26 protein-coding genes are annotated in these 26,536 nt (G+C 73.6%); 11 read left to right on the plus strand and 15 right to left on the minus strand.

Translation table 11 applies throughout. The annotated features are described in order from the left end of the window. Positions 1 to 139: 139 nt before the first annotated feature. Both SNR22_RS13035 and SNR22_RS13040 read right to left on the minus strand, forming a co-directional pair. Positions 140 to 769 (minus strand): lipoprotein, encoded by a 630-nt coding sequence (locus SNR22_RS13035; protein WP_320066786.1) that lies wholly within the window; start codon positions 767 to 769, stop codon positions 140 to 142. A gap of 115 nt (positions 770 to 884) precedes the next feature. Beyond that, a complete protein-coding gene (locus SNR22_RS13040) occupies positions 885 to 1,598 on the minus strand; it encodes a class I SAM-dependent methyltransferase (RefSeq protein ID WP_320066787.1) in 714 nt (237 codons plus the stop codon). Between the two features lie 235 nt (positions 1,599 to 1,833). Between SNR22_RS13040 and SNR22_RS13045 the strand changes: the two genes are divergently transcribed. Both SNR22_RS13045 and SNR22_RS13050 read left to right on the plus strand, forming a co-directional pair. Next, on the plus strand, positions 1,834 to 2,274 hold the full coding sequence (locus tag SNR22_RS13045; protein ID WP_320066788.1) for a VOC family protein: 441 nt from the start codon (positions 1,834 to 1,836) through the stop codon (positions 2,272 to 2,274). Between the two features lie 180 nt (positions 2,275 to 2,454). Beyond that, entirely contained in the window at positions 2,455 to 2,673 is a 219-nt protein-coding gene (locus SNR22_RS13050) for a hypothetical protein (RefSeq protein WP_320066789.1), read from the plus strand. Positions 2,674 to 2,808: 135 nt separating this feature from the next. On the opposite strand, the gene fabF is transcribed toward SNR22_RS13050, so the two are convergent. The 8 genes from fabF to SNR22_RS13090 form a co-directional block, all read right to left on the minus strand. After that, positions 2,809 to 4,035 (minus strand): beta-ketoacyl-ACP synthase II, encoded by a 1,227-nt coding sequence (gene fabF / locus SNR22_RS13055; RefSeq protein WP_320066790.1) that lies wholly within the window; start codon positions 4,033 to 4,035, stop codon positions 2,809 to 2,811. Positions 4,036 to 4,037: 2 nt separating this feature from the next. Further along, entirely contained in the window at positions 4,038 to 4,277 is a 240-nt protein-coding gene (locus SNR22_RS13060) for an acyl carrier protein (protein WP_320066791.1), read from the minus strand. A gap of 83 nt (positions 4,278 to 4,360) precedes the next feature. Then, positions 4,361 to 5,305, minus strand: coding sequence for a beta-ketoacyl-ACP synthase III (locus SNR22_RS13065; RefSeq protein WP_320066792.1), 945 nt, complete (start codon positions 5,303 to 5,305; stop codon positions 4,361 to 4,363). Continuing rightward, on the minus strand, positions 5,305 to 6,474 hold the full coding sequence (locus SNR22_RS13070; protein ID WP_320066793.1) for an acyltransferase domain-containing protein: 1,170 nt from the start codon (positions 6,472 to 6,474) through the stop codon (positions 5,305 to 5,307). Before SNR22_RS13070 ends, SNR22_RS13065 begins: the two co-directional genes overlap by 1 nt. 107 nt (positions 6,475 to 6,581) lie before the next feature. After that, positions 6,582 to 7,811: a helix-turn-helix domain-containing protein gene (locus tag SNR22_RS13075; RefSeq protein ID WP_320066794.1), complete on the minus strand. Its 1,230-nt coding sequence runs from the start codon at positions 7,809 to 7,811 to the stop codon at positions 6,582 to 6,584. Positions 7,812 to 7,869: 58 nt separating this feature from the next. Next, positions 7,870 to 8,553, minus strand: coding sequence for a response regulator transcription factor (locus tag SNR22_RS13080; protein ID WP_320066903.1), 684 nt, complete (start codon positions 8,551 to 8,553; stop codon positions 7,870 to 7,872). Positions 8,554 to 8,642: 89 nt separating this feature from the next. Continuing rightward, a complete protein-coding gene (locus SNR22_RS13085; protein ID WP_320066795.1) occupies positions 8,643 to 9,827 on the minus strand; it encodes a sensor histidine kinase in 1,185 nt (394 codons plus the stop codon). A 141-nt stretch (positions 9,828 to 9,968) separates the two neighbouring features. Beyond that, a complete protein-coding gene (locus SNR22_RS13090) occupies positions 9,969 to 10,256 on the minus strand; it encodes a hypothetical protein (RefSeq protein WP_320066796.1) in 288 nt (95 codons plus the stop codon). Positions 10,257 to 10,414: 158 nt separating this feature from the next. Between SNR22_RS13090 and SNR22_RS13095 the strand changes: the two genes are divergently transcribed. From SNR22_RS13095 to SNR22_RS13105, 3 genes are all read left to right on the plus strand, one after another. Continuing rightward, on the plus strand, positions 10,415 to 10,954 hold the full coding sequence (locus SNR22_RS13095; protein WP_320066797.1) for a hypothetical protein: 540 nt from the start codon (positions 10,415 to 10,417) through the stop codon (positions 10,952 to 10,954). 103 nt (positions 10,955 to 11,057) lie between these two features. After that, the gene (locus SNR22_RS13100; RefSeq protein WP_320066798.1) at positions 11,058 to 11,387 is read left to right on the plus strand and encodes a hypothetical protein; all 330 of its coding nucleotides are present in this window, start codon (positions 11,058 to 11,060) and stop codon (positions 11,385 to 11,387) included. Positions 11,388 to 11,480: 93 nt separating this feature from the next. Continuing rightward, positions 11,481 to 12,407: an NADP-dependent oxidoreductase gene (locus SNR22_RS13105; RefSeq protein WP_320066799.1), complete on the plus strand. Its 927-nt coding sequence runs from the start codon at positions 11,481 to 11,483 to the stop codon at positions 12,405 to 12,407. Between the two features lie 116 nt (positions 12,408 to 12,523). Here the strand turns inward: SNR22_RS13105 and SNR22_RS13110 are convergent, their stop codons facing one another. Then, positions 12,524 to 13,276, minus strand: a complete 753-nt coding sequence (locus SNR22_RS13110; RefSeq protein WP_320066800.1) for a hypothetical protein — start codon at positions 13,274 to 13,276, stop codon at positions 12,524 to 12,526. A 227-nt stretch (positions 13,277 to 13,503) separates the two neighbouring features. Here SNR22_RS13110 and SNR22_RS13115 point away from each other — a divergent pair, with 227 nt between their 5' ends. Next, complete coding sequence (locus SNR22_RS13115) at positions 13,504 to 14,142, plus strand: copper resistance protein CopC (protein ID WP_320066801.1); 639 nt, start codon at positions 13,504 to 13,506, stop codon at positions 14,140 to 14,142. A gap of 141 nt (positions 14,143 to 14,283) precedes the next feature. Here SNR22_RS13115 and gltX read toward each other — a convergent pair whose 3' ends face one another. From gltX to SNR22_RS13130, 3 genes are all read right to left on the minus strand, one after another. Next, a complete protein-coding gene (gltX, locus tag SNR22_RS13120; protein ID WP_320066802.1) occupies positions 14,284 to 15,693 on the minus strand; it encodes a glutamate--tRNA ligase in 1,410 nt (469 codons plus the stop codon). A gap of 105 nt (positions 15,694 to 15,798) precedes the next feature. Next, the gene (locus SNR22_RS13125; RefSeq protein WP_320066803.1) at positions 15,799 to 17,076 is read right to left on the minus strand and encodes an MFS transporter; all 1,278 of its coding nucleotides are present in this window, start codon (positions 17,074 to 17,076) and stop codon (positions 15,799 to 15,801) included. A 4-nt stretch (positions 17,077 to 17,080) separates the two neighbouring features. Continuing rightward, positions 17,081 to 18,439, minus strand: coding sequence for a GH1 family beta-glucosidase (locus SNR22_RS13130; RefSeq protein WP_320066804.1), 1,359 nt, complete (start codon positions 18,437 to 18,439; stop codon positions 17,081 to 17,083). 255 nt (positions 18,440 to 18,694) lie between these two features. Here SNR22_RS13130 and SNR22_RS13135 point away from each other — a divergent pair, with 255 nt between their 5' ends. Beyond that, on the plus strand, positions 18,695 to 19,141 hold the full coding sequence (locus tag SNR22_RS13135) for an SRPBCC family protein (protein ID WP_320066805.1): 447 nt from the start codon (positions 18,695 to 18,697) through the stop codon (positions 19,139 to 19,141). 206 nt (positions 19,142 to 19,347) lie between these two features. On the opposite strand, the gene aceE is transcribed toward SNR22_RS13135, so the two are convergent. After that, the gene (gene aceE / locus SNR22_RS13140) at positions 19,348 to 22,092 is read right to left on the minus strand and encodes a pyruvate dehydrogenase (acetyl-transferring), homodimeric type (RefSeq protein ID WP_320066806.1); all 2,745 of its coding nucleotides are present in this window, start codon (positions 22,090 to 22,092) and stop codon (positions 19,348 to 19,350) included. A 254-nt stretch (positions 22,093 to 22,346) separates the two neighbouring features. Here aceE and SNR22_RS13145 point away from each other — a divergent pair, with 254 nt between their 5' ends. The 4 genes from SNR22_RS13145 (at position 22,347) to SNR22_RS13165 (ending at position 26,464) form a co-directional block, all read left to right on the plus strand. Continuing rightward, entirely contained in the window at positions 22,347 to 22,625 is a 279-nt protein-coding gene (locus SNR22_RS13145; protein ID WP_320066807.1) for a hypothetical protein, read from the plus strand. Beyond that, positions 22,561 to 22,965, plus strand: a complete 405-nt coding sequence (locus tag SNR22_RS13150; protein ID WP_320066808.1) for a secondary thiamine-phosphate synthase enzyme YjbQ — start codon at positions 22,561 to 22,563, stop codon at positions 22,963 to 22,965. Before SNR22_RS13145 ends, SNR22_RS13150 begins: the two co-directional genes overlap by 65 nt. A 345-nt stretch (positions 22,966 to 23,310) precedes the next feature. After that, positions 23,311 to 25,914, plus strand: coding sequence for a thiamine pyrophosphate-dependent enzyme (locus SNR22_RS13160; protein WP_413775628.1), 2,604 nt, complete (start codon positions 23,311 to 23,313; stop codon positions 25,912 to 25,914). A 112-nt stretch (positions 25,915 to 26,026) separates the two neighbouring features. Then, positions 26,027 to 26,464 carry a DUF3052 domain-containing protein gene (locus tag SNR22_RS13165; protein ID WP_320066809.1) on the plus strand — a complete coding sequence of 146 codons (438 nt, stop codon included), beginning with the start codon at positions 26,027 to 26,029 and terminating at the stop codon, positions 26,462 to 26,464. Positions 26,465 to 26,536 lie beyond the last annotated feature (72 nt).

Here is a 26,536-nt window from a genome sequence, read left to right on the forward strand (position 1 = left end):
CGCGAGGCCGTCCGGTTGCGGCCGGAGTCGTCGCCGACCGTGCCCTTCTCGGGGCGCGGCGGCCAACGGGTGCGGTTGTTGCGGCCCCGGCGACAACAACCGCACCCGGAACGGCGGGCCGCCCCCGGCCCGGGTCAGGTCAGCGGGTGGCCCGCACGGTGCTCGTCGCGAGCTGGTACGCGGGGAACATCGCCTCGAACTCGCCGGTGTCCATCCCGCCGAAGGTCAGCAGGATCGCTCCGCCGGGGGTCTGCGCCACCAGCGCCCGCTGCCGGTTCGGGCCGCCACTCAGCTCGTTGCGCTGGAGGTAGGTGGCCTCCACCAGCTCCAGCGGGCCGCGCCGGACGCGCCGGTACTCGATCTCGCTGACCCGGCCGTACTCGGCGAGGAACTCCTCCAGCGAGGCGCGCACGTCGAGGGTCCCCGCCTCCACCGCCCAGACCCGCAGGAAGCCCACCTTTCCGGCCGGCTTCGCGTCGACCTCGCAGCGCAGCCGGGAACCGCCGAGCGTCATCCCGGACGCGTCGCCCACCGGGGCGGCCGCCCAGCGGGCCGGCACCGAGAACGTGATCGGCAGTTCGCACGCGCTGCCTCCCGCGCCGACGGTGACGCCGGCCGGGGCCGGGGCCACCTCGTCGTACCAGGGCGGCCCGGACACCACGGGGGACGCGCCGGGCGTCGCCGTGCGGGCCGTCATCTCCTCGGCGCAGCCCGCTGCCGTCAACAGGACCAACGCGGCCACCAGGGCCGCCCCCGTACGTCGGAACACCGTGTTCACTTCCTCCGTGCTCGTCGCGCGCCCGGTCCACAGCGGACGGCCGGTGGATGGTAGCGGACGCCACCTTCCCGGCCGGCAACCGGCGATCGGCGCGCGCCGGGGCGGTTCAGTTCGCGGGGCGGTGGGCGCGCAGCATCAGCGAGACGCCGGGCAGCGACCGCACCGGCAGGTACCGCTCGGCGGTGACGATGGTCCGCAGGCCCAGGTTGACCACCGGGTTCAGGTCGTCCAGGTCGCTGCCGGTGGAGTTGCGCCGCCGCCACGCCGCCACCGGCCGGAGCAGCACGTTCCAACTCCACAACTCGTCGACCACCAGGCCGGCCTTCTCCACCACCGTGCGCAGCGACGCCCGGTCGTAGCGCCGGATGTGGCCGACCGCCACGTCGTGCGCCGACCAGAGCGCCATGTCGGCCGGTACGGCGATCAGGGCGACACCGCCGGGGCGTAGGGTGCGGCGGATCTCGGCGGCGGCCAGGTGGTCCTCGTCGACGTGCTCCAGGATGTCGAACGCGGTCACCAGGCCCAGGCTCGCCGAGGGCAGCGGCAGGTGCCGGGCGTCGGCCCGGATCACGTCGAGCCCGCGCTCGCGGGCCACCCCGGCGCCCTCCGCGCTGTATTCCAGGGCCACCGGCCGCCAGCCGTGCGCCCGCAGCACCCGGGTGTTGCCGCCGCCGGCCGCGCCGACGTCCAGTGCCCGCCCGGGGCAGTGGCCTGCGGCGGCCAGCCGGCGCAGCGCCCGGGACAGCAGGGCCCGCCGTTCCCGGTACCACCAGTGGGTGTCCTCCAGGGCGGCGAGCTTGCGGATCTCGGTCGCTTCCACGGCGTGCTCCTCGCGAGGTCTCGGCGGATCCCACCCTAGCGGCCTGACCTGCCAGCCTCACCCGACCCGTCCGGCTGCGCAGCCCCGCCCGGTAGGACAGCTGATCCGGCAGGCGGCGGATCCAGGCCGCCTGTCGGGTCTCCTCGGACCTGTCCGTTGACGGGCGTGACCAGGCGTTCCAGGTGTGCCGCAGCCGCACGCGGGTACCCGACGGGCCATCCCGAGGGAGGCAGCAGTGACGAACGAGGCCCCGGACTACTTCCAGCCCGAACACGGCATGGTGCTCACCCACCTGTTGATCGTGCGGAACGTGGAACGCTCGCGTGAGTTCTACCGGACGGTGCTCGGCGCGACGGTGGTGCGGGAGCGTCAGCCCGCCATCCTCCGGTTGCACAACAGCTACCTGGTGATCAACGACGAGGGCGGCCCGACCGACGACAAGCCGACCGTCCTCGCTCAGGCGCCGAGGGACCCGAACCTGCTCCACAGCGCGCTCAACGTCCGGGTGACGGACGTGCACGCCGTCTACGAGCTGTGGCGCTCGCGCGGCGGACGGTTCCTCACCGAGCCGAAGGACCACGGCGTGGAGATCCGGTGCTACCTGCGCGACCCCGACGGCTACCTCATCGAGCTCGGCCAGGGCACCGGAATCCTCGCCGAGAGGGATCCTGACTAGGGAGTGTCCTGCCTGCCTGACGCTGGCTGTCGTGGAGGTCGCGGGCTGGCTACGGAAGCCGCTATGCCTGATGACCCGGCTCGGCATGCGCCTGGAGGGGCCGTTTCCCACCAAGGTATGTCCGGCGTCCGGGCGAAATCGGGGTGCGGGGGTCGGGGGCGGGGTGGGAGCGTGCCGGGCATGGGAGAAGCTCAGGGTTTCGCGTACGCCCAGCGGGCGGAGGGGTCCGTGGTGATCACGCACCACGGGAGGGTGGCCGGCACCCTGCGGGGAGGCCGGGCGGCGGAGTTCCTCGCCGAGGTCGGCGACGATCCGCAACTGGTGATGGCCCGGTGGACCGGCAACTACCGCCGGGGCAACGAACGCGCCGCACGGCAGCACCCCCGCAACCGCGCCTGACCCCGCGATCGAGCCCGAAGCCCAGCCTGGCCAGGGCCGGGCGGGTGGCCGGGGCCGGCATCGTCGCGGTCAGGTCGTGCCCGCCATCGATGCCGGCCCCGGCGTCCGGACAGATCCGCCCTTGAGACTGGAGTCTCAGGGCCGGGTGAAGACGAGAGCCACGTTGTGCCCGCCGAAGCCGAACGCGTTGTTCAACGCGGCGGGGATGTCCATGTGCCGCGCCTTGTGGGCGACCACGTCCAGATCGAGGCCGGCCTCCGGGTCGTCCAGGTTGATCGTCGGGGGGACGACACTGTCGCGGATGGCCAGGATGGTGGCGATCGACTCCAGTGCCCCGGCCGCACCGAGCAGGTGGCCGGTCATCGACTTGGTGGCGGTGATCACCGGGTGGTCGCCGAGCGCGGCACGCAGCGCGCCGATCTCCAGCATGTCGCCGACCGGGGTCGAGGTGGCGTGCGCGTTGACGTGCACGATGTCGATCTTCGCGATGTCGGCGTCCTCGATGGCCTTCCTGACCGCCCGGATCGCGCCCTCGCCCTCCGCGTGCGGCTGCACGATGTCGTACGCGTCGGAGGTGATGCCGGCGCCGGCCAGCCGCGCGTACACCCGGGCGCCCCGGGCGGCGGCGTGCTCGGCCCGCTCCAGGACCAGCACGCCCGCGCCCTCGCCGAGCACGAAGCCGTCCCGGCCGGTGTCCCACGGTCGGGAGGCCCGCTCCGGGGAGTCGTTGCGGGTCGACATGGCCCGCATCGAGGCGAACCCGGCGATCGGCAGCCGGTGGATGACCGCCTCGGTGCCGCCGGCCAGCACCACGTCGGCCCGGCCCGAGCGAATGATGTCCAGGCCGAGTGCGATCGCCTCCGCGCCGGTGGCGCAGGCGCTGGCCACCGCGTGCACGCCGGCCTTCGCGCCCACCTCCAGCCCCACCCAGGCGGCGGGGCCGTTGGGCATCAGCATCGGGATGGTGTGCGGGGACACCCGCCGGGGACCGGACGCCTCCAGGATGTCGTCCTGGGTGAGCAGGGTGGTGGCTCCGCCGATGCCGGAGCCGACGCTGACGGCCAGCCGCTCCGGGTCCAGCCCGGAGTCGGCCAGACTGGAGTCCGCCCAGGCCTGACGCGCCGCGATGATCGCGATCGCCTCGCAGCGGTCGAGCCGGCGCAGCTTGATCCGGTCCAGCACCTCGGACGGGTCGACGGCGAGCTGCGCGGCGATCCGAACGGGCAGTTGCGCGGCCCACTCCTGGGTGAGCGGACCCACCCCGGAGCGGCCGGCGAGCATGGCGTCCCAGGTCGACGCGACGTCCCCGCCCAGCGGGGTGGTCGCGCCGAGCCCGGTGACGACGACGTCTGTGTGAGCCATGATCAGGACTGCGCCTCGATGAAGCTGACGGCGTCGCCAACGGTCTTCAGGTTCTGCACCTCGTTGTCGGGGATCTTGACGCCGAACTTCTCCTCGGCGGCGACCACGACCTCCACCATGGAGAGCGAGTCGACGTCGAGGTCGTCGGTGAAGGACTTGCCCTCGGCCACGTCGTCCGGGCTCACCCCGGCAACCTCTTCGAGGATCTCGGCGAGGCCGGCGGTGATCTCGTCACGGGTCATGGTTGGTGCGTTCCTTTCGGTGGGGGACTCGCCGCGCGGCGCGTGCCGGCGGCGGGCGAACGGCCCGGTAGGGGGGCCGGACGTCAGGGACAGCGGATTACCTGACCGGCGTAGGTCAGGCCACCGCCGAATCCGAAGAGCAGGACCGGGGCACCCGAAGGCACCTCCCGCCGCTCGATGAGCTTGGACAGCGCCAGCGGGATGCTCGCCGCTGAGGTGTTTCCCGACTCGACGAGGTCCTTCGCGATGATCGCGTTGGGGATGCCGAGCCGCTTGGCGATGCCGTCGATGATCCGGGTGTTGGCCTGGTGCGGCACGAACGCGGCGAGCTCGGACGGGTGGACCCCGGCGCGCTCGCATGCCTGCAGGGCCAGCGGGGCCAATTCCGTGGTCGCCCAGCGGAAGACCGCCTGTCCCTCCTGCTTGACGTAGGGGCGCCAGCCCTCGATGCGTACGGCGTCGCCCTTCTCCGGCACCGAGCCCCAGACCACCGGGCCGACCCCGGACGGCTCGCCCTCGGCGGTCGCGGTGACCACCGCGGCGCCGGCGCCGTCGGCGAAGATGATGCAGGTGGAGCGGTCGGTCCAGTCGATGACGTCGGAGAGCTTCTCCGCCCCGATGACGAGCGCGTTGCGCGACGCCCCGGCCCGGATCGCGTGGTCGACGGTGCCCAGCGCGTACGCGAAGCCGGAGCAGGCGGTGTTGACGTCGTACGCGGCCGGCGCCGTGATGCCGAGCTTCGCGGCGACCCGGCAGGCCACGTTCGGGCTGCGGTCGATCGAGGTGCAGGTGGCCACCACGACGAGGTCGATGTCGGCGGCGGTGAGGCCGGCGTTCGCCAGGGCCTTGCCGGCGGCGGCCGTCGCCATGTCGGCCACCGTCTCGTCGCCGGCGATCCGGCGGCTGACGATGCCGACCCGGTCCCGGATCCACTCGTCGTTGGTGTCGACGATTTGGGCGATGTCGTCGTTGGTGACGACCCGGGACGGCTGGTAGTGCCCCAGCGCGAGAATCCGGCTGCCAGTCATCAGTGTTGACCCCCGATTCGGGCGAGCGGTTGGCCCGGTGCGACCGGGTTCTCGTGGTGGGCGAGCCACTCGGTGAGCAGGCCGCTGTCGTGCGCGGTCACCTCGACCGGGCCCTGCCGGGTGGCGACGTGCCCGATCACCTGGCCGGTGTGCAGCGGCTCGCCCTCGGCCAGCCCCTCGGCCGGCGCGAAGGTGCCCGCCGCGGGGGCCACCACCACCCGGAACTGCATGGTCGGCTGGTGGCTCGGGGCCATTCCGTGGCGGGCGATCAGGTCGCGTGCTGCCGGCAGGTCGTTCGGCGTGTTCAGGGTGACGATCTCGGGGATGCCCGACTCCTTGAGCTCCCGCTTGATCAGGCCGGCGAGGGTGCCGGCCGGCGGTAGTTCGATGACCCCGGTGACGCCGAGGTCGGCGAGGGCGCGTACGCAGAGGTCCCAGCGCACCGGCGAGGTGACCTGGCGGACCAGCCGTCGCATCATCTCCCGGCCGTGGGTCACCGCCGCGCCGTCGAGGTTGGACAGCAGGATCCGGTTCGCGTCGGCCGGGGTGATCCCGGCGGCCACCGCGCCCAGCGCGGCCTCGGCCGGGGCCATGTACGGAGTGTGGAACGCGCCGGCCACCTTCAGCCGGACAACCCGGGCCTTCGCGGGCGGCTCGGCGACGAGCTTGTCCAGCCCGGCCATCGACCCGGCGGCGACGATCTGCCCGGCGCCGTTGCGGTTGGCCGGAGCGAGCCCGTGGGTGTCGAGGACGGCGAGCACCTCGTCGGTCTCCCCGCCCAGCACGGCGGCCATGCCGGTCGGCTCCAGGGCGCAGGCTGCGGCCATCTCCCGGCCGCGCACCCCGGCGAGGGTGATCGCGGTCTCGGCGGGGAGGACACCGGCGAGCGCCGCCGCCCCCAGCTCGCCGACGCTGTGTCCGGCGGTGAGTGTGACATCGTGCATGGGCAGGTGCTCGGCGGCGAGCAGCGCCGCGGCGACCAGCAGCGGCTGCGTGCGGGCGGTGTCCTTGATCTCGTCGGCGTCGGCCGCCGTGCCGAGGTGGATCAGGTCGACGCCCGCCAGCGCGGACCACCAGCGCAGTCGTGCCTCGGCGCCGGTCAGGTCGAGCCAGGGGGTCAGGAAGCCGGGTTTCTGGGAACCCTGGCCGGGCGAGAGTACGGCGAGCACGGCTATAACTCTTCCGGATACCGGCCAGTCAGGGCGTTACCGACCGGCACCAAACCGCACTAGAACCTTTGGAGGAAACCTACAAAAATAGGTGACCGTGATCATCGTTATGTGGCTTTGTGGCGGGCTATGGGGTTTGTCGTCTGATTTTGCGCCACCGGCGCCACCGGGTCCAGCCGACCCACGGTCAGGGCCACCTGGAGGGCGAACGCGTCCCGGGGAGTCAGCGGCGAGAACCCGGTCACCTCGGCGATCCGGCGCAGCCGGTAGCGCACCGTGTTGGGGTGCACGAACAGCGCCCGGGCGGCGCTCTCCAGGGTGCCGCCGGCGGCGAAGAACGCGTCCAGCGTCCCCAACAGCTCGCCGCCGGCCCGGGCCAGCGGCGCGTACACGTCGTGGCGCAGCAGCCGCCGGGCCTCGGCGTCGCCGGCGAGGGCCCGCTCGGGCAGCAGGTCGGCCGCCGGCACCGGGCGCGGTGCGGTCGGCCAGGCCGGGGCCGCCCGGAATCCGGCCAGCGCGGCGCGGGCCGAGTCCGTCGCCTCGTCCAGGCTCGGCACCGCCGGGCCCACCACCACCGGGCCGTCCCCGAACGCCGGCAGCAGCTTCCCGGCGGCGGCGAGGGGATCCGGCGCCCCGCCGAGCACGATCACCAGCCGGTCGCCGTGCACCCCACCGATCATCTCGACGCCGATCCGCCGGGCCAGCCGGTACACCGTGTGCAGCACGGCGGCCACCTCGCCGCCGGGGGAGCGACCCACCGTCACCGACACCGGCGGGGCGTCCGACCAGCCCAGCGCCGCGGCGCGGCTGGCCAGCACGTCCGGGGAGTCCCCACGCAGCAACGCGTCCACCAGCAGGGCCTGCAACCGGGCGTCCCAGGAGCCGCGCGACTCGGCGGCCCGTGCGTACGCCCGGGCTGCGGCGAAGGCGATCTCCCGGGAGAACCGCAGCACCACCTCCCGTAGCTGCTGCTCCTCGCCCTCGGCGGCCAGGGTGCCGACCTGCTCCTCGACCACCGCGATGGTCACCTTGATCAGCTCCACCGTGTGCTGGAGGCTGATCGAGAGGGCCAGCGCCTGCGGCGCGGTGGCGAAGACCTCGTCGGAGACCTCCTGGGTGCTGTCGGCCGTGCCGCCGCCCTGGCGCAACCACTGCACCAGCGACTGGGCGCCGGCCTGGGCCACCAGCATCACCCAGGAGCGCTGGTCGGCCGGGAGGGCCCGGAACCAGGGCAGCGTCTCGTCCATCCGGGCCACGCTGGCGGAGGCCAGCGCCCCCGCCGCCCGCTCGATGCGGCGCAGCGTGGCCGAGAGCTCGATCCCGCCCGGCTCGCTCACCCCCCCAGCCTTCCAGAAGGCGGGGGGCCCCGGTCAACGGCACCGGTGGCGTGGGCGCTCACCCGCTCGGCGGCGGGGTCGACGGCGCCCCGGCGGGCGGGGCCGGCAGGGCCAGCTCCTGCGCCAGGATCGCGGCTTGGACGCGGCTGCGCAGATCGAGCTTGGCCAGGATCCGGCTGACGTGGGTCTTCGCGGTGCTCTCCGCCATCGCCAGCCGGTCGGCGAGCTGCTGGTTGGACAGGCCCAGCCCGAGGCAGGCCAGCACGTCCTGCTCCCGGGCGGTCAGGCCGGCCACCGCCGCCCGGACGGCGGCCGAGGCCCCCGGGGCGGTGGCCGCGAACGCGCTGATCAGCCGCCGGGTCACCGCTGGGGCGATGAATCCCTCGCCCCGGGCCACCGTCCGGACGGCGGCGACCAGGGTGTCCGCGTCGGTGTCCTTGAGTAGGAAGCCGGCCGCCCCGGCCCGCAGCGCCCCGAACACGTACTCGTCGAGGTCGAAGGTCGTCAGCACCAGCACGTCGGCGAGCCGGCCGGCGACGATCTCCCGGGTGGCGGAGATGCCGTCCAGGCGGGGCATCCGCACGTCCAGCACGGCGACGTCGGGGCGCAGCTCGGCGCAGAGCCGCACCGCCTCCTCCCCGTCGGCGGCCTCGCCGACCAACGTGATCCCCGGCGTGCCGGCCAGGATCAGCGCCAGCCCGGCCCGCACCGCTGCCTGGTCGTCGGCCAGGACCACCCGCACCGGGCTGTCTCCCCGCCTGCCGGGGCCGGCCGCGTCCGGGCCGCCTGCGGCGTCGCCCCCTCGACCGGGGCCGGCCGCGTCCGGGCCGCTCACGCAGGCTCCCCGGTGGGCAGCGCCGCCCGTACCCGCCAGCCCCCGTCGGCCGGGCCGGCGGCGAACTCGCCGCCCAGCAGCACCGCGCGCTCGCGCATCCCGATCAGGCCGACACCAGCCCCGGCCAGCTCGCTGTCGTCCGCGCCGACCGAGTTCGTCACGGTCACCACCACCTCCACCGGCCGGTACGCCACGATCAACTCCGCCTCGCCCGCGCCGTGCTTCAGCGCGTTGGTCAACGACTCCTGCACGATCCGGTACGCCGCCAGGTCCACCCCCACCGGCAGCGGACGCGGCCCGCCGGCCACCTCGGCCCGCACCGTCAGCCCGGCGGCCCGCATCCGGTCCACCAGCAGGTCCAGCTCGTCGAGGCGGACCCGGGTCGCCTCCTCGGCCGGGTCCGCCGTCCCCGGCGTTGGCTCCCGCAGCAGCCCGATGAGCTGGCGCATCTCCGCCATGCCCTGCACGCTGCTCTCCCGGATGACCCGCAGCGCCGAGTTCACCTGTGCCCGGTCCAGCCCCGGCACGGAGAGCGCGGCGGTGGCGTGGATGGCCACCGCGCTGAGGTGGTTGGCCACCACGTCGTGCAGCTCCCTGGCCATCCGGGACCGCTCGGCGCGGACCGCCTCCCGCCGGTCGAGCTCGGCGAGCCGGGCGGTCTGCTCGGCCCGGGCCCGGTCGGCCGCGGCCTGGTCCCGGTACTGCCGCACACTGATGCCGGTCAGCACCGGCAGGACCATGACCAGCACCACTGGCACGGCGAGCGCCACCCCCTGCCAGTGGCCGGACAGCAGCGTCCCGCCGCCGGCGGCGAGCAGGCTGAGCGCCACGGTGACCCGTAACAGCCACCGCCACCGCCGGGGCGGGCCGTACACGCAGGAGTCGTAGAGCACCTGGGTGTAGATCAGCGCGGTGCCGAGGGTGGCGCCGAGGGCGACATCGACGACCAGCGCCGCCGTGCCGAGGGCCAGGCCGGTGCGGGTGGCCACCCGGCGCAGGCCGACCGCCACCGACACGGCCAGCAGCGACGGCAGGAAGGCCGCCGTCGGGACGTCGGCGGGCGGGGTGATCGCCAGGTGCACGCCGAGGCTGAGCAGCGCCAGCCCGCCTGCGAGGGACGCGCCGGCCAGCGCCAGGTCCCGGCCGAGGGTCCCGGAGCCGAGCCAGGGTGGCGGTCGCATGGCCCGATCCCACCACACCCCCAGCCGCTCCAGCACCGCCCGGGCCCGGCCGAGCTGCGCCGAGCCGACGTACGCGCGGGCGGCGACCAGGCGGATCCCCCCGGTCGTCGCCGTGCTCGGCCAGCAGCGGGCCGAGCAGGGTCAGCGCGCCCAGCGCAGCAGCAGCTCGCGGAGGGGGAGAGCCCGGGCGCGCAGCGGCGCAACGCGCCGTCCACGACCCGGGTCGCGCAGCGCCTCGTCGAGCGGCTCGGCCACCTCCGGGGCGGTCGGGTCGATCCGGTAAGGCCGCTCACCGACGCGATGGAGGACGCCGTCGCCGAGCTGGCCGCTCGCTTCGCCGCCGGCACCCGCCCGCCCGCCGCCGCTGACGTCCAGGCCGACGTGCACGCCGCCTGGCTCGCCGGCGCCCTGGTCGGGGTCATCGACCACTGGCTTGCCACCGGCACCCCCGGGCCGCCCTGGCCGCCTGGCGGCTCCTGCGCGCCTGACCGGGTCCATCCTTCGGCGGACCCGGATCTCACCGTCCGCGCCGACGCCGGGGCCCGCGACGGGCGGCATGCTGGACTTCGACGAACGGGGAGGTCGGCGTGCTGGTCGCGGTCATCATCGGGTGCGAGATCGGGTTCTGGGTGGTGCTCGCGGCGGGGCTGGTGGCCCGCTACCCGCTGCGTAGACCGCGCCTCGGCGCGGCGCTGCTGGTCTGCGTACCCCTGGTCGACCTGGTGCTGCTCGTGGCGACCGCGCTGGACCTGCGGCGCGGCACCACCGCGGACGTCACCCACGGCCTGGCCGCCGCCTACCTGGGCTTCTCGGTGGCCTTCGGACACTCGATGGTCCGCTGGGCCGACCAGCGCTTCGCCCACCGGTTCGCCGGCGGCCCGCCCCCGGTCCGGCCGCCCCGGCACGGCTGGGCGCGCACCCGGCACGAGTGGCGGGAGTGGGGCAAGGGGCTGCTGGGCTGGGCCGTCGCCTGCGCGCTGCTCGGTGCCGCGATCCTCTACGTGGACGACGCCGAACGCACCCGTGAGCTGTGGAACTGGATCCAGAAGCTCACCCTCGGCATCGTGATCTGGCTGGCCGCCTTCCCGGTCTGGGAGACGATCTTCCCGCGTCGCCCCAAGCGCTGAGGTGGGGTACGCGCCGCACGACCCGTCGGCCCGCCCCAGTACGGTGACAGGGCACGCGGGCCGCGACCGGCCAGGCGCGACTGCGAGCGTGAGGAGACCGGGGATGGTGCACGGGGAGGCCGAGCACGGCTGCGCCCAGGGGGAGAGCTGCCGACCGGGCTACCACGATCCCCAGCCGACGACCAAGCACCACCGCCGGGTCGCCGGTCCGGTCCACCCCGTCGAGCCGACCTCCGGCCGGGCCGCCGAGCGGGCCGAGGACGACGCGCCGGTGCCCCGCCAGCGCACCCCCGAGCTGCCCGCCGACGAGTTGGGCCGCGCCGCGGCCTGCTGCAGCGATCTGCCCGGCTGGGCCGGCGCGCACCGGCACGGCCCGGTTCGCCCCCGGCACCGGGCGGTCGGCCGCGAGCGCCCGCCGCGCCGCTGGTGCTGACAGCGGCCTGACGGCCCGCCGTCGGTCCGCCCCCGTGGACCTGCTCCGCCCGTGCCGCCCCGGGGCGATCCCGCAGCGGCTAGCGTGAGCAGGGTGAAGGCGATCGCTATCGACGCGTACGGCTCCGCCGACCTGCTCGCCGTGCGGGAGCTGCCCGACCCGCCGGTCGGGCCGGACACGGTGCTGGTGCGGGTGCGTGCGGCCGGCGTCAACCCGGTCGACTGGAAGGTCCGCGAGGGCCACCTCGACGCTGCCATCCCCACCCACTTCCCGCTGGTGCCCGGCTGGGACGCGGCCGGTGTGGTGGCGGCGGTGGGCCCGGCGGTGGCCGGGTTCGCCGTGGGCGACGAGGTGATCGGGTACGTCCGCCGCGACGACCTCCAGCACGGCACGTACGCGGAGCTGGTGCCGGCCCCGGAGCGGACTGTTGCCGACAAGCCGGTGCGGGCGTCCTGGGCCGAGGCCGCGGGGCTGCCGCTGGCCGGGCTGACGGCGTACCAGGCGCTCCAGCTCACCCGCACCGGAGCCGGGGACACCGTGCTGGTGCACGGCGCGGCCGGCGGGGTCGGGCACCTCGCCGTCCAGCTCGCCCGGGCGCTCGGCGCCGACAAGGTGATCGGCACGGCCGGCGAGGCTAACCACGACTTCGTCCGGTCGCTCGGCGCGGAGCCGGTCAGCTACGGCGACGGGCTGCTCGACCGGGTCCGTGCGGTCGCCCCGGACGGGGTGGACGTGGCCCTCGACCTCTTCGGCGGGGCGGCGCTGGACGTCTCGGCCGAGCTGCTGACCCGCCCCGCCCGGCTGGTCTCCACCGCCGACGCGGAGCACGTCACCCGGCTCGGCGGGAGCTACCTGTTCGTCAAGCCGTCCACGGCGGACCTGAGCGTCCTGGCCGGGCTGGTCGACGCCGGTCGGCTCACCGTCCACGTGGCACGAGTCTTCCCGCTCGACCAGGCTGCCGAGGCGCATCGCCTGGTCGAACGGGGACACGTCCGGGGCAAGGTGGTTCTGGAGGTCTGAGCCGGCCGTCCCGCCGCCCCCGCCCTCGGCGGGCGCCGGCCGCGACGGTCCTCGATGGGGCGGTCCTCGACGGCGCGGTGCTCGACGGCGCGGTGGCCTCAGTGGGTGCGGTGGCCTCAGCGGGTGCGGCGGCGGATCAGCAGCGCGATCCCGGCCAGCCCGAGGGTGATCACCAGCATCACCCCGACGTTGAGCAGCAGCAGCCGCTGCAACTCGCCCAGGGCCTCGTCGATGTTCCCGCCCGGCTTCAGCGCCTCGTCCGAGGCCACCCGCTCGCCGCCGCCGACGCCACCGCCGCCGCCGACCGTGTCGACCTGTTGCTCCAGCGGCACCCCGGCCGTCCGCAGGGTCTCCGGCATGTTCAGCCGGCCGAGGAACCAGCCCGCCTTGACCCGGCGGGAGGCGTCCGGCTGCTTCGCCGGCCGGTATACCCGAGGGCCGCCCTTGGCCAGCGGATAGAGGTCGTACGTCTGGGTCGCGACGTCCCCGGAGAGCACGACGACGGTGTACTTCGGGCCCAGGGCGTTCTTCGCCGGGCCGGCGGATGCGCCGACGCCGCTGAGCCAGTTCACCTGGTCGATGACCGCGCCCACCTCGGCGGGATGGGTGGCGGCCCGCAGCCGCAGCGGCTCGGTCAGCTGGTCGCCGCTGATGTCCACCCCGGCGGGTGCCAGCTTCGGCGCGGCGCGCCCCGGGCGGGCCAGCGCGGCGGCCCGCGCAAGGCCTGCCGCCGCAGCCTGTGCCTGGCCGGCGCCGGTGGTCCTCGCCGCGGCGTCGGCGTTGGCCGGCCCCGGGTGAACCGCCACCAGCCCTGCCGCCAGCAGTACGCCTACGGCCGTCGCGATCAGCCGCCCCACCTGTCGGATCATCGCCGCCTCCTCGCCCCGTTCGATTTGGATGGCTTCGCTGCAGGTCACGCGTTGGTCGGTCGACGGAGGTGACCATGCCCCAGGACGGGTGCCCACCTCTAAGACTGCGCAGAACGTCGATCAGTTGCAGCTGTTGGATCGGAAATTGGAACTATCTGCGATCTCGGCCCGACTAATCAGTCAGAGCCATTGATCAGCGGGCGGATAGTACCTTTGCGGAGGGGTTCATGGGGGGCAGGTTCCGGCACGTGGCGCGTACCTGGGTAGTGGTTCTCGGCGTGGCGCTCGGTGTGTCGCTGGCACTGCCGGCGTCGCCGGCCGCCGCGCACAACTCGCTGACGGGGAGCAATCCGAAGGACGGGGCGAGGGTGGCCGACGCGCCGACCCGGGTCGAGCTCCGCTTCCTGTCGAAGCCCGACCCGGGTACGACGAAGATCACAATCACCGGGCCGGACAACGTGGCCGCCGCGGGCGGCGAGGCGACCTTCTCCGGCAGCCGGGTGAGCGTGCCGTTCGCGCCCGGCGCCGCCGGCCTCTACATCGTCGGGTACCAGGTCGCCTCCGCCGACGGCCACCCGATCACCGGCGAGGTGCGGTTCACCCTCACCACCGGCACCCCCGCCCAGCCCCCGTCGTCAGCCGCCGCGCCCTCGGAGGCCGCACCGTCGTCGGGTGCCGCTACGCCGTCGGGTGGCACGTCGACCGGCGCGCTGTCGTCGGCCGGGCCCGGCACTGCGGCGCCGGCCGCCGTCGAGACGTCAGACGATGGCCCGCCCGGCTGGCTCTGGATGCTCGGCGGCGGGGTCCTGCTGCTCGCCGCCGCCGCGACCGTACTCGTCACGCGCCGCCGTACCACGCGTACCTGACCGGACCTCCGGCCGACGGTGTTCCTGACCGGACCTCCGGCCGACGGCGGCCCTGCCGCCGTCGGCCCAGGACGGCCGAGCCGAGGTCGCGCCGGCCGAACCCGCGACCGCCCGGCCGAGCCGGGACCTCGCCGGCCCGGATCAGGGCAGGCGGAGGCGGGCGGCGCGCAGCCGGGTGAGAGTGCGCTCGCGGCCGAGCACCTCCAGCGACTCGAACAGCGGCAGGCCGACGGTGCGGCCGGTGACCGCGACCCGGACCGGCGCCTGGGCCTTGCCGAGCTTGAGGCCGTGCTCCGCGCCCACCGCCTCCAGCGTCGCCTTCAGCGACTCCGCGTCCCACGGCTCGAGCGCCTCGTACGCGGCGATGGCCGCGTCCAGCAGTTCGGCCGCGGCCCCCTTCATCGCCTTGGCCCAGGCCGCCTCCTCGATCAGCGGCGAGGCCACGAAGAGGAAGTCGACGTTCGGCACGATCTCGCTGAGCACGGCGATCCGGGTCTGGGCCAGCGGGGCGACGGCGGCGAACGCGTCGGCGTCGAACTCCTCCGGCTGCCACGGCGGCGGGGCGATGGTGGCGGTGCCGGCCAGCCACGGCTGGCAGGCCGCGACGAACTCGTCCACCGGCAGCGCCCGGATGTAGTCGCCGTTGAACGAGCGCAGCTTCTTCTCGTCGAAGAACGCGGGGGAGGGGTTGACGTCCTCCAGCCGGAACTCCGCCTCGATCACCGGCCACGGCAGGATCTCCCGGTCGCCCGACGGCGCCCAGCCCAGCAGCATCAGGTAGTTGCGCATCGCATCGGCGAGGTACCCCTCGTCCCGGAACGCCTCCAGGGCGACCTTGTCCCGCCGCTTGGACAGCTTCTGCCGCTTCTCGTTGACCACCACGGGCACGTGCGCCCAGATTGGCGGGGTGACCCCGAGGGCGTCCCAGAGCAGTTGCTGCTTCGGGGTGTTGGGCAGGTGTTCCTCCGCCCGGATCACGTGGGTGATCCCCATGGTCATGTCGTCGACCACGTTGGCGAGCAGGAAGACCGGCGACCCGTCGGCCCGGGCGATGACGAAGTCTTCGATCAGCTTGTTCTCGAACGTCGGCTTGCCCCGGATCAGGTCCACCACCACGGTCTCGCCGGAGTCGGGGGTGCGGAAGCGCAGCGCCCGCCCCTCGCCCGGCTCCAGGCCCCGGTCCCGGCAGAAGCCGTCGTAGCCGGAGTACTGCGAGCGGGTACGGGCCTGCACGGCGTCACGGGTGCAGTCGCAGTAGTACGCCCGGCCGCCCTCGTGCAGCCGCTGGGCGGCGGCGCGGTGCTCGCCCGCGTACGACGATTGGAAGTACGGGCCCTCGTAGCTGTCCCGGTTGATGCCGATCCACTCCATCGCGGAGAGGATGCCCTCGGTCCACTCGGGCTTGTTGCGCGCCGCGTCGGTGTCCTCGATGCGGAGCACGAACACCCCGCCCTGCTGCTTGGCGTAGATCCAGTTCTGTAGGGCCGAGCGGGCGCCGCCGACGTGGAACATGCCGGTCGGAGAAGGGGCGAAGCGTACCCGTACTGTCACGCACCCCAGCCTACGGCCGCCGTCCGGCGGGCAAGGAAGGGCCCCTTGTTAACGCTTTCGGTATAGGAAGGGCACCCTCCTAACAAGCGCCGGCAGCCCCCGGCCTTAGGACACGCCGCGGATCTTGACCACCAGCGCGCTGCCGAGCAGGGTGACCGCCGCGGTGACCGCGTACAGGGTCGGGTAGCCGCCCAGGTGCACCACGATCGGGGCGGACAGTGCCGGGCCGAGCACCTGCGGCGCGGAGTTGGCGATGTTGATCACTCCGAGGTCCTTGGCCCGGTCGGTGGCCGTCGGCAGCACCTCGGTGATCAGCGCCGCGTCGACCGACAGGTAGACGCCGTAGCCCGCGCCGAGGAGCAGGGCGGCGACCACGGCCGTCGACCACACCGGCGCGACGGCGAGCAGCAGCGCGGCCACGGCCATGACCAGCCCGGAGGTGATCACATAGACCTTCCGCCGGCCGGAGCGGTCGGAGAGCCGGCCGGAGATCACGGCGGTGAGCATCATCCCGAGGGTGTAGAGCAGGATCAGCACCAGCAGCCCGCCCGCCGGGTCGGGATGGTGGACCCCGTCGGTGAGGAAATACAGCAGATACAGGGTGCCCAGCGCGTTGCCGAGCTGCACCAGGAACCGGGTGATCCAGGCCCAGGCGAAGTCCGGGTGCCGGCGCGGGCTGATCCACATCGAGGCGAGCAGCGTGCGCGCCCGCAGCGCCGGCCGGTGCCCCCGGGGCAGCGGGTCGTCGGCGGTGAGCAGTGCGAACGGCAGCGACAGCAGCAGCACCGCCCCCGCGATTACGGCGTACCCGGCGGCGTTGCCGGTCACCACGGCGGTCACCAGCACCACGCCGACGACGAGGCCGAGCGCCTGCGGAATGCCCACCCAGCCGGAGACGCCGCCGCGCTGGACCACCGGCACCCGGTCGGGGATGCCGGCGGTGAGGCTGGCCAGCATGGTGTTGAAGCAGACCTGGGCGGCGACCCAGCCGACCGTCACCCCGATGATCGTGTCCTGCCGGGCCAGCAGCACCAGGGCGATCGCCCCGAGCACCGCGCCGCCGGCCGTCCAGACGTGCCGACGGCCCCGTTCCCGGTCGAGAAGGCGCAGATTGGTCCGGTCCGACAGCGCCCCGGCGAGGGGGTTGGCCAGCACGGCGGCGAGCGCGCCGAAGCCGGTGACCACGGCGAACATGGCCTCCTTGTTGCCGGGCGAGATCCGTTCGATCTGCTGGGGCAGCAGCACCTGGATGGGGGTGAAGAAGGCCATCCACACCCCGAGGTTCGCCGCGAAGAGCAGCGCGATCCAGCCCCGCCGGACCGGCGTGGTCGGCTCGGCGAGCGCCGCCGGCAGCGCGGTCGGCGGCGGGTCGACGGTGGTCACCGCCCTACTCCTCGCCGCCGACCGCGCGGCCCGCCGGCCGGGTGACGGCGTCCCGGAACCAGGCGTACGAGGACTTGGGCGTGCGGGCCTGCGTGGCGAAGTCGACGTGCACCAGACCGAAGCGCTTGGTGAAGCCCTCGGCCCACTCCCAGTTGTCCAGCAGCGACCAGACGAAGTACCCGGTGACGTCCACCCCGTCGTCGATCGCCGCGCGCACGGCGCGCAGGTGCCCGTCGAGGTAGGCGATCCGCTCCGGGTCGTGGACCCGGCCGTCGGCGTCCGGTACGTCGTCGTACGCGCAGCCGCTCTCGGTGATCTGGATCGGCGGCAGCCGGTCGCCGTACCGGTCGCGCAGGCCGGTGAGCAGCTCGCGCAGCCCCTCCGGCGCGACCGGCCAGCCGAACGCGGTGCGCGGGTACCCGGCCAGCTCGACCAGCTCGAACGGCAGCGGGGAGTCCTCGTCGGGGGCTCGGACGCCGGTCGGGTTGTAGTAGTTGACCCCGAGCATGTCGATCGGCGCGGCGATGACCGCGAGGTCGCCGTCGCGGACGGTCCCGGAGTCGACGTCGAGGATCTCCGGGTGGCCGAGACCGAGCAGCGGGTCGGTGAAGAGCCGGTTGTGCAGCGCGTCGTAGGCGTCCGCGGCGGCCCGGTCGGCCTCGCTGTCGCCGGCCACCCGCACCGGGGAGTAGTTGTTGGTGAGCGCGATCGGGGCGGTGGTGCGGGCGCGCAGCGCGGCCACGGCCAGCCCGTGCCCGAGGAGTTGGTGGTGGGCCACCGGGAACGCGTCGAAGAGCAGGGTTCGGCCGGGGGCGTGCTGGCCGGTGCCGTAGCCGAGGCTCATCTGCACGAACGGCTCGTTGAGGGTGATCCAGAGCCGCACCCGGTCGCCGAGCCGGGCGGCGACCAGATCGGCGTACTCCGCGAACCGGGCGGCGGTGTCCCGGTTGAGCCAGCCGCCCGCGTCCTCCAAAGGCTGCGGCAGGTCCCAGTGGTACAGGGTGGCGACCGGGTCGATTCCGGCGGCGGCCAGGTCGTCGACGAGCCGGTCGTAGAAGTCCAGGCCGGCGGTGTTGGCCGGGCCGGTGCCGCCGGGCTGGACCCGGGGCCAGGCCACCGAGAACCGGTACGCCGACACGCCGAGCCCGGCCATCAGCGCGACGTCCTCGCCGGGCCGGTGCCAGTGGTCGCAGGCGACGTCGCCGGTGCTGCCGTCGGCGATCCGCCCCGGGGTGTGCGCGAAGGTGTCCCAGATGGACGTCCCCCGGCCGGCGGCCGTCGGTGCCCCCTCGATCTGGTAGGCGGCGGTGGCGACGCCCCAGCGGAATCCGGCCGGGAACTCGGGCAGCGGCTCGGTGGTCATGCACCCTCCAGGCGGGTCGAGAACCGACGGCGCTCGCGGGTCCGCGGGGTCGCCGGGAGCGCGACCCGCAGGACGCCCGCGAAACGCGAAACGTGTTCGGACTCTAGGCCCCCGACCGTCGATCGCGCCATAGGTGGCCGGCGATCGGCGCGCAAGGGTTTTCGGCGTGTCTTTTCCGAAGAAGTCCTGGTAAGTCCGTTTTCATGCATAGAGTGCGGAATATCGCGGATGTCCTCAGTGGGGGAAAGAACAAAAATGATCCTCGTGGAACGCAGTGCGCACGTGATGGCGCCGGTGGAAGCGGTCTGGGAAGTCGTCCAGCGGGCCGAGCAGTTGCCGGCCTGGCTGGCGGGGGTCCGTGCGGCCGAGGTGCTCTCGGGGGAGGGCTTCGGTCGCCGGCAGCTGGTCCAGGCCGGGCGCGGGTCGGCGCACGAGGCCGAGGTGATCGCCTACCAGGAGCCGACCCTGATCGGCTGGCGGGAACGGGCCAGGGGCGCCGGCGCCCGGTCCGAGGCCCGCACCGAGATCTACGTCCAGCTCACCGGGGACGAGCAGGAGGGCGGGACCGTCGTGCGGCTCATCGTCGTACGCTGGCCGGCCGGCCCGGTCAAGGCCGCCCTGCTCCGGCTCGGGTTGCGGCGGGTCGGCGCCGACCTGGAGGACTCGCTGGCCCGGCTCACCGACCTGGCCGCCGTCGGTTGAGGGTCGCGTCCCACGGCGCCATCCGCGACGGCGGTGGTCCGGAGGTTCCCGCCAGGGGCGTCCAGGCCACCGCCGTCCTGTGTGGTCTTGCGGGCGGTCACGGGAGGGCCACCACCTGGGCCGGCAGGTGCGGTGGCGTCGTGCCGCCGCCGGAACACGACTGAGGGCCCGGCGCACCTCGCGCCGGGCCCTCAGTCGGGTACGTCCTAGCTGTCGCCGCCGGTCTCGCCCACCGGGGCCGCGCGGACGTCGTCGATCGCGTACTTCTTGGCCGCCTCGGCCGGAACCGTGGCCGGCACCACGCCGCGCCGCGCGAGCTGCCGCAGCGTCGCGACCGCCACCGACTCGGCGTCGACGTGGAAGTGCCGGCGCAGCGCGTGCCGGGTGTCGGACATGCCGAACCCGTCGGTGCCCAGCGAGGTGTAGTCGCCCGGCACCCAACGGGCGATCAGGTCCGGTACCGCGCGCATCCAGTCGCTGACCGCCACCTTCGGGCCGTCGGCGTCGGCCAGCTTCTGCTGGATGTACGGCACCCGCTCCTCGCCGCCCGGGTTGAGCAGGTTGTGCTCCTCGCACTCCACCGCGTCCCGGCGCAGCTCGGACCAGGAGGTCACCGACCAGACGTCGGCGGCCACCCCCCAGTCCTGGGCGAGCAACTGCTGGGCCTTGAGCGCCCACTGCATGCCGGTGCCTGAGGCCAGGATGTTGGCCTTCGGCGCGTCGTCACCCACCGACGGGGCGGGGGAGTAGCGGTAGATGCCCTTGAGTAGGCCCTCCACGTCCACGCCCGCCGGCTCCGCCGGCTGGTGGATCGGCTCGTTGTAGATCGTCAGGTAGTAGAAGATGTTCTCCGGCCGCTCCCCGTACATCCGGTGCAGGCCGTTCTCGAAGATGTGCGCCAGCTCGAACGCGAACGCCGCGTCGTAGGAGACCACCGCCGGGTTGGTGGCCGCGAGCAGCAGCGAGTGGCCGTCCTCGTGCTGGAGGCCCTCACCGTTGAGCGTGGTCCGTCCCGCGGTCGCGCCGAGCACGAAGCCCCGGGCCATCTGGTCGGCCGCCGCCCAGAAGCCGTCGCCGGTGCGCTGGAAGCCGAACATCGAGTAGAAGATGTACAGCGGGATCATCGGCTCGCCGTGGGTGGCGTACGCGCTGCCGGCGGCGGTGAACGACGCCACCGAGCCGGCCTCGTTGATGCCCTCGTGCAGGATCTGCCCGGTCGTCGATTCCTGGTACGACAGGAACAGCTCCCGGTCGACCGAGGTGTACCGCTGGCCGTGCGGCGAGTAGATCTTCTGCGTCGGGAAGAGCGAGTCCATGCCGAAGGTGCGGGCCTCGTCCGGGATGATCGGCACGAAACGCTTGCCGAACTCCTTGTCCTTCATCACGTCCTTGAGCAGGCGGACGAAGGCCATCGTGGTGGCCACCTTCTGCTTGCCGGAGCCCCGCTTGACGTCGGAGAACCGCTCGGTGCCCGGGATCGCCAGCCGCTTGCCGGTGGTCCGCCGGGAGGGGAGGTACCCGCCGAGCTGCTGGCGCCGCTCCTTGAGGTACGCCAGCTCGTCGGAGGACTCGTCCGGCTGGTAGTACGGCGGGAGGTAGGGGTTCTCCTCCAGTGTCTTGTCCGAGATGTCCAGGTAGAGCCGGTCGCGGAAGAGCTTCAGATCATCCAGCGTCAGCTTCTTCATCTGGTGCGTGGCGTTGCGGCCCTCGAAGTGCGAGCCGAGCGTCCAGCCCTTGATCGTCTTGGCCAGGATCACCGTCGGCTGGCCGGTGTGCTCCGTCGCCGCCTTGTAGGCCGCGTAGAGCTTGCGGTAGTCGTGGCCGCCCCGCTTGAGGTTCCAGATCTCGTCGTCGGTCAGCCCGTCGACCATCTTGCGGGTCCGCTGGTCGCGGCCGAAGAAGTGCTCCCGCACGTACGCCCCGGACTCCGCCTTGTAGGTCTGGTAGTCGCCGTCGGGCGTGGTGTTCATCAGGTTGACCAGCGCGCCGTCGGTGTCGGCGGCGAGCAGCGGGTCCCACTCACGGCCCCAGACCACCTTGATGACGTTCCAGCCGGCGCCCCGGAAGAACGCCTCCAGCTCCTGCATGACCTTGCCGTTGCCGCGCACCGGCCCGTCGAGCCGCTGGAGGTTGCAGTTGATCACGAAGGTGAGGTTGTCCAGCTCCTCGCGGGCGGCCACGCCGATCGCGCCGAGCGACTCGACCTCGTCCATCTCGCCGTCGCCGAGGAACGCCCAGACGTGCTGCTGGGAGGTGTCCTTGATGCCGCGGTGCTGCAGGTACCGGTTGAACCGGGCCTGGTAGATCGCGTTCAGCGGGCCGAGGCCCATCGAGACGGTGGGGAACTCCCAGAAGTCCGGCATCAGCCGCGGGTGCGGGTACGACGGCAGCCCGCCGCCCGGGTGGGACAGCTCCTGGCGGAACCCGTCGAGCTGGTTCTCGCTCAGCCGCCCCTCCATGAACGCGCGCGCGTACATGCCGGGGGAGGCGTGGCCCTGGTAGAAGATGTGGTCGCCGCCGCCCGGGTGGTCCTTGCCCCGGAAGAAGTGGTTGAAGCCCACCTCATAGAGCGAGGCCGAGCTGGCGAAGGTGGAGATGTGCCCGCCGACGCCGATCTCGGGGCGCTGCGCACGGTGCACCAGCATCGCCGCGTTCCACCGGACGTACGCCCGGATCCGCCGCTCGATGTGTTCGTCACCGGGGAACCACGGCTCGCGCTCCGGCGGGATGGTGTTGATGTAGTCGGTGGTGGTCAGCGACGGCACCCCGACCTGGCGCTCGCGCGCGCGCTCCAGCAGACGCAGCATGACGTAGCGGGCGCGCTTGGTCCCTCGCTCGTCGATCACTCCGTCGAGCGACTCGACCCACTCGCCGGTCTCTTCGGGGTCGATGTCCGGAAGCTGGCTCGGCAGACCGGCGGTGATCACCGGGCGCTTGCGTTCCGTGGCCACAGGCTTTCCCTCGGTTGTGTGTGGGATAGGTCTCTGGACGCCATCCTGCCCCCTACCGGCAGCAGCCGTCACGTCTCCCTCCCCCAGACGCGACGCTGAACACACGTACCCGCCGGTAACTTTGGGTGACCGCCCCACCTGCGTCTCTGGCCGCAGCGGGGGTCCGCCCGGCCGCGGTGGGCCGGTCCGGGCGCCGGGACAGCGCTTGCCGGGGTGCCCGGATCGCGGTTGCCCGCGTCTCCTACCGTCGGGGCATGACGATGCGGCGAGCGGCGGCGAGCGCACTCGTACTGGTCGGCGGGATCTCCCTCCTGCTGGCGCTCTCCGGGCTCGCCGGCGGCGACCTCGGGATGGCCCCGGTCGGGTTGATCGGCTTGGCCCTGCTGGCGGCGGGTCTGGTGCTGCTCCCGCAGGCCCGTGGCCCGTGGTTGCCCGCGTGCCAGCCACACCTGGGGCAGAATGCGCCGTATGCGCACCGAGGTGATCGACGTCCAGACCGGGAGCCGACCGACCGTCCGGGACATCACCGCTGAGGCCGAGCGGTTCGTCTCCGGTCAGGGTGACGGCCTGCTGCACGTCTTCGTGCCGCACGCCACCGCCGGCCTGGCGGTGATCGAGACCGGGTCCGGCTCCGACGACGACCTGCTCCGCGCGCTGGACGACCTGCTGCCCACCGACGACCGTTGGCGGCACCGACACGGCTCACCCGGTCACGGGCGCGACCACGTGCTGCCCGCCTTCGTTCCGCCGTACGCGACCCTGCCGGTGGTCGACGGGCGGCTCGCGCTGGGCACCTGGCAGTCGATCTGCCTGGTCGACACCAACGGCGACAATCCCACCCGCAAGGTCCGCTTCTCGTTCCTGCCGGGCTGACCGGAGGTGGCGGCCGGCGAATGCGAAAACCGGGTCCACCAGGTGATGTCCGACTCCCGACTGCTCGTCGGGCTCACCGACGGGGCGTCGGCCAGCCCTGCGTGACCTGGTGCGGAAAGTCTCCGACGGCGGCAGCCCGGAGCGGTGCGCGACGGACTGGGTTGCCCTGGGCGGATCGTGTCTGAGTGGTCGAGTGGGCGTCGCGTCGGTAATGCTGTCGACGTGACCACCCCGCAAGACCTCGACGACCGGTTCCGGGAAACCCTCGCCGGGCTCGCCGCCGCGCCCCGGCGACGTGACCCTGCCGAGCCCGTACGCGACGGCACGACGCTGACCGGGGCGCAACTGCTGGACCTCTTCGACGCCCAGATCACCAGCCGGCAGCTCGACCTCGCCGGGCGCTGGCTGCGCAGCTTCGACGAGGGGTTCTACACGATCGGTTCCGCGGGTCACGAGGGCAACGCAGCGGTCGCCGCCGCGCTGCGTTCCGACGACCCCGCCCTGCTGCACTACCGCTCGGGCGCGTTCTACTGCCTGCGCGCCGCGCTGGCCGCCGGCCGGACAGCCTTCCCCGACCCGGCCGAAACCACCGGCCCGGACGACGTGGGCGACCGCCGGGATCCCGGCCGCCCGGAGGCCGCCGACCACGAGACCGCCGGGGTCGCCGACGATTCCGGATCGGCTGTTTCGGCCGCGTCGGCGGGCAGCCCGGCGGGCGACGGGCCGGCAACCGGCACCGGCCAGACCGGCCAGACCGGCCAGACCGGCCGGAGTGACCGGACCGGCCGGAGTGACTTGGCCGACCCGGCCGACTTGGCCGACCTGGCCGATCCGACCAGCCCGGCCGGTCCGCCGGTCCGCTCCGAGGTAACGGTCGTTGCCGCCGTGCCGGCCGAAGTCGGGGTCACCGCCGCGCCGGTGGGCACCCCCGGAGCCGCCGAGGGAGGCGAGCCCGCCGAGGGAACCGACCCGGAGGACGCGTACGCCGGGGCGGTCCGGGACGTGCTGCGCGGCATGGTCGCCTCCGCACGGGAGCCGATCGCCGGTGGCCGACACAAGGTCTTCGGCCGGGCCGACCTCGCCGTCGTCCCGATCACCTCCACCATCGCCTCGCACCTGCCCCGGGCGGTCGGCGTGGGCCTGGCCCTGGAGCGGCTGCGCCGGCGGGAATCGGCCGGGCGGCGGGCCGGCGCAGCCCCGATCGGCGATATCGGACAGCAGCCCCGCTCGCCGTGGCCGCCGGATGCCATCGTGGTCTGCTCGTTCGGTGACGCCTCGGTCAACCACGCCACCGCCACCGCCGCGTTCAACACCGCCGGCTGGTACGACCACACCGGGCTGCGCATTCCGGTGCTCTTCGTCTGCGAGGACAACGGGCTCGGCATCAGCGTCCGCTCGCCGAAGGGCTGGGTGCAGGCGACGCTGCGGGCCAAGCCCGGCATTCGCTACTTCGCCGCCGACGGGACCGACCCGGTCGAGGCGTACGAGGTGGCGGTCGAGGCGGCCGGCTGGGTGCGCCGGCACCGGCGGCCGGCCGTGCTGCACCTGTCCACCGTACGGCTGATGGGGCACGCCGGCGCGGATGCGGAGGCCGCGTACCGCAGCACCGACCAGATCGCCGCAGACCTGGCCCGGGACCCGGTGTCGGCCACCGCGCGGCTGCTGGTCTCCGCCGGCGTGGCCACCGCCGAGGAACTGCTGGCCCGGTACGACGAGCGCGGTTGGCAGGTACGCCGGATCGCCGAGGAGGTGCTCGGCGAGCCGAAACTCGCCTCCGCGGCCGAGGTGGTCGCCGAGATCGCGCCCCGGCGGCCGGCCCGGGTCGCCCGCGCGGTGGCCGACGCGGCCACTCGGGCCGCCGGGCCCGGCGCGGGCGGCCGGGCCGAGGCGTTCGGCCGCCGGCCGCCCGAGCGGGACGGCCCGCTCACCCTGGCCCAGAGCATCAACGCCGCCCTCGCCGACGGCATGCTCGACCACCCCGGGATGGTGGTCTTCGGCGAGGACGTCGCGGCCAAGGGCGGGGTGTACGGGGTCACCAAGGGATTGCGCGACCGGTTCGGCGCGGCCCGGGTCTTCGACACGCTGCTCGACGAGACCTCGATCCTCGGGCTCGGGCTGGGTGCCGGGCTGGCCGGGCTGCTGCCGGTGCCGGAGATCCAGTACCTGGCGTACCTGCACAACGCCGAGGACCAGCTGCGCGGCGAGGCAGCCACCATGCGGTTCTTCTCCTCCGGCGCGTTCCGCAACCCGATGGTGGTCCGGGTGCCCGGCCTGGCGTACCAGCAGGGCTTCGGCGGGCACTTCCACAACGACAACTCCCTCGCGGTGCTCCGCGACGTGCCGGGGCTGGTGATCGCGGTGCCGGCCCGTCCGGACGACGCCGCGCCGATGCTGCGTGCCTGCCTGGCCGGCGCGGCGGTGGACGGCAGCATCTGCGCCTTCGTCGAGCCGATCGCGCTGTACCACACCCGCGACCTGTACACCGAGGGCGACGGCGAGTGGCTGGCGGGCTACCCGGAACCCGAGGACTGGGCGGCCGGCCACGTCCCGATCGGGCGGGCCCGGGTGTACGGCGTGGGCTCGGCCGAGGATGTCACCATCGTCACCTTCGGTAACGGCGTGCGTATGTCGTTGCGGGCCGCCTCCGCCCTCGCCGACGAGGGAGTCGGCGTCCGCGTGGTGGACCTGCGTTGGATCGCGCCGCTGCCGGTCGCGGACATCGTCCGGGAGGCCTCGGCGACCGGCCGGGTGCTGGTCGTGGACGAGACACGCCGCTCCGGCGGGGTGGGCGAGGGGGTGATCGCGGCGCTGGTCGACGGCGGGTACGTCGGTACGGCGCTGCGGGTGGCTGGAATAGATTCTTTTGTACCATTAGGTCCGGCGGCGCGCCACGTACTGGTCTCCGAGGAAGCCATCACCCAGGGTGCCCGTACGCTGCTGGCACGGTAAATTCCGTTCCACCCGGTGCGCCACTTGCGCGGGGGGCCACGAGTGTGTGGACTTTGCCTGACGGCGTCGCAGCGATGCCGCGAGCAGGGATGAGATGAGGAGGCACGCGACAGTGAGCGCGACCGCTGGTCAGGCCGCCGACGGGGTACGTCTCCTGGCGGACCGGTTCGGGATCGAGCCGGGGATGGTCGTCATGGAGATGGGGTACGACGAAGACGTCGACCAGGATCTCCGGGACGCTCTGACCGACCGCTGTGGAGATCTGGTCGACGAGGACACCGACGAGGTGGTCGACGCCGTTCTGGTGTGGTACCGCGACGGTGACGGTGACCTCTTCGAACTCCTCGTCGACGCCCTCGGCCCGCTGGCCGAGAACGGCGTCGTGTGGTTGCTGACGCCCAAGGCCGGGCGGGAGGGTCACGTCGAGCCGAGCGAGGTCGCGGAGTCCGCGCCCACCGCTGGCCTCCAGCAGACGTCCACGGTCAACGCCGGCCAGGACTGGAGCGGTGCCCGTCTGGTGCTGCGCCGGGGCACCAAGGCCAAGAAGTAGCAGCAGCGTCCGCCTGCCACACCCGGTCGCCTCGGCCGCCGGGTGTGGCAGGCTGATGTCACCCCGACCCGA

Source organism: Micromonospora sp. RTGN7 (assembly GCF_033804645.1).
Lineage (GTDB): Bacteria > Actinomycetota > Actinomycetes > Mycobacteriales > Micromonosporaceae > Micromonospora.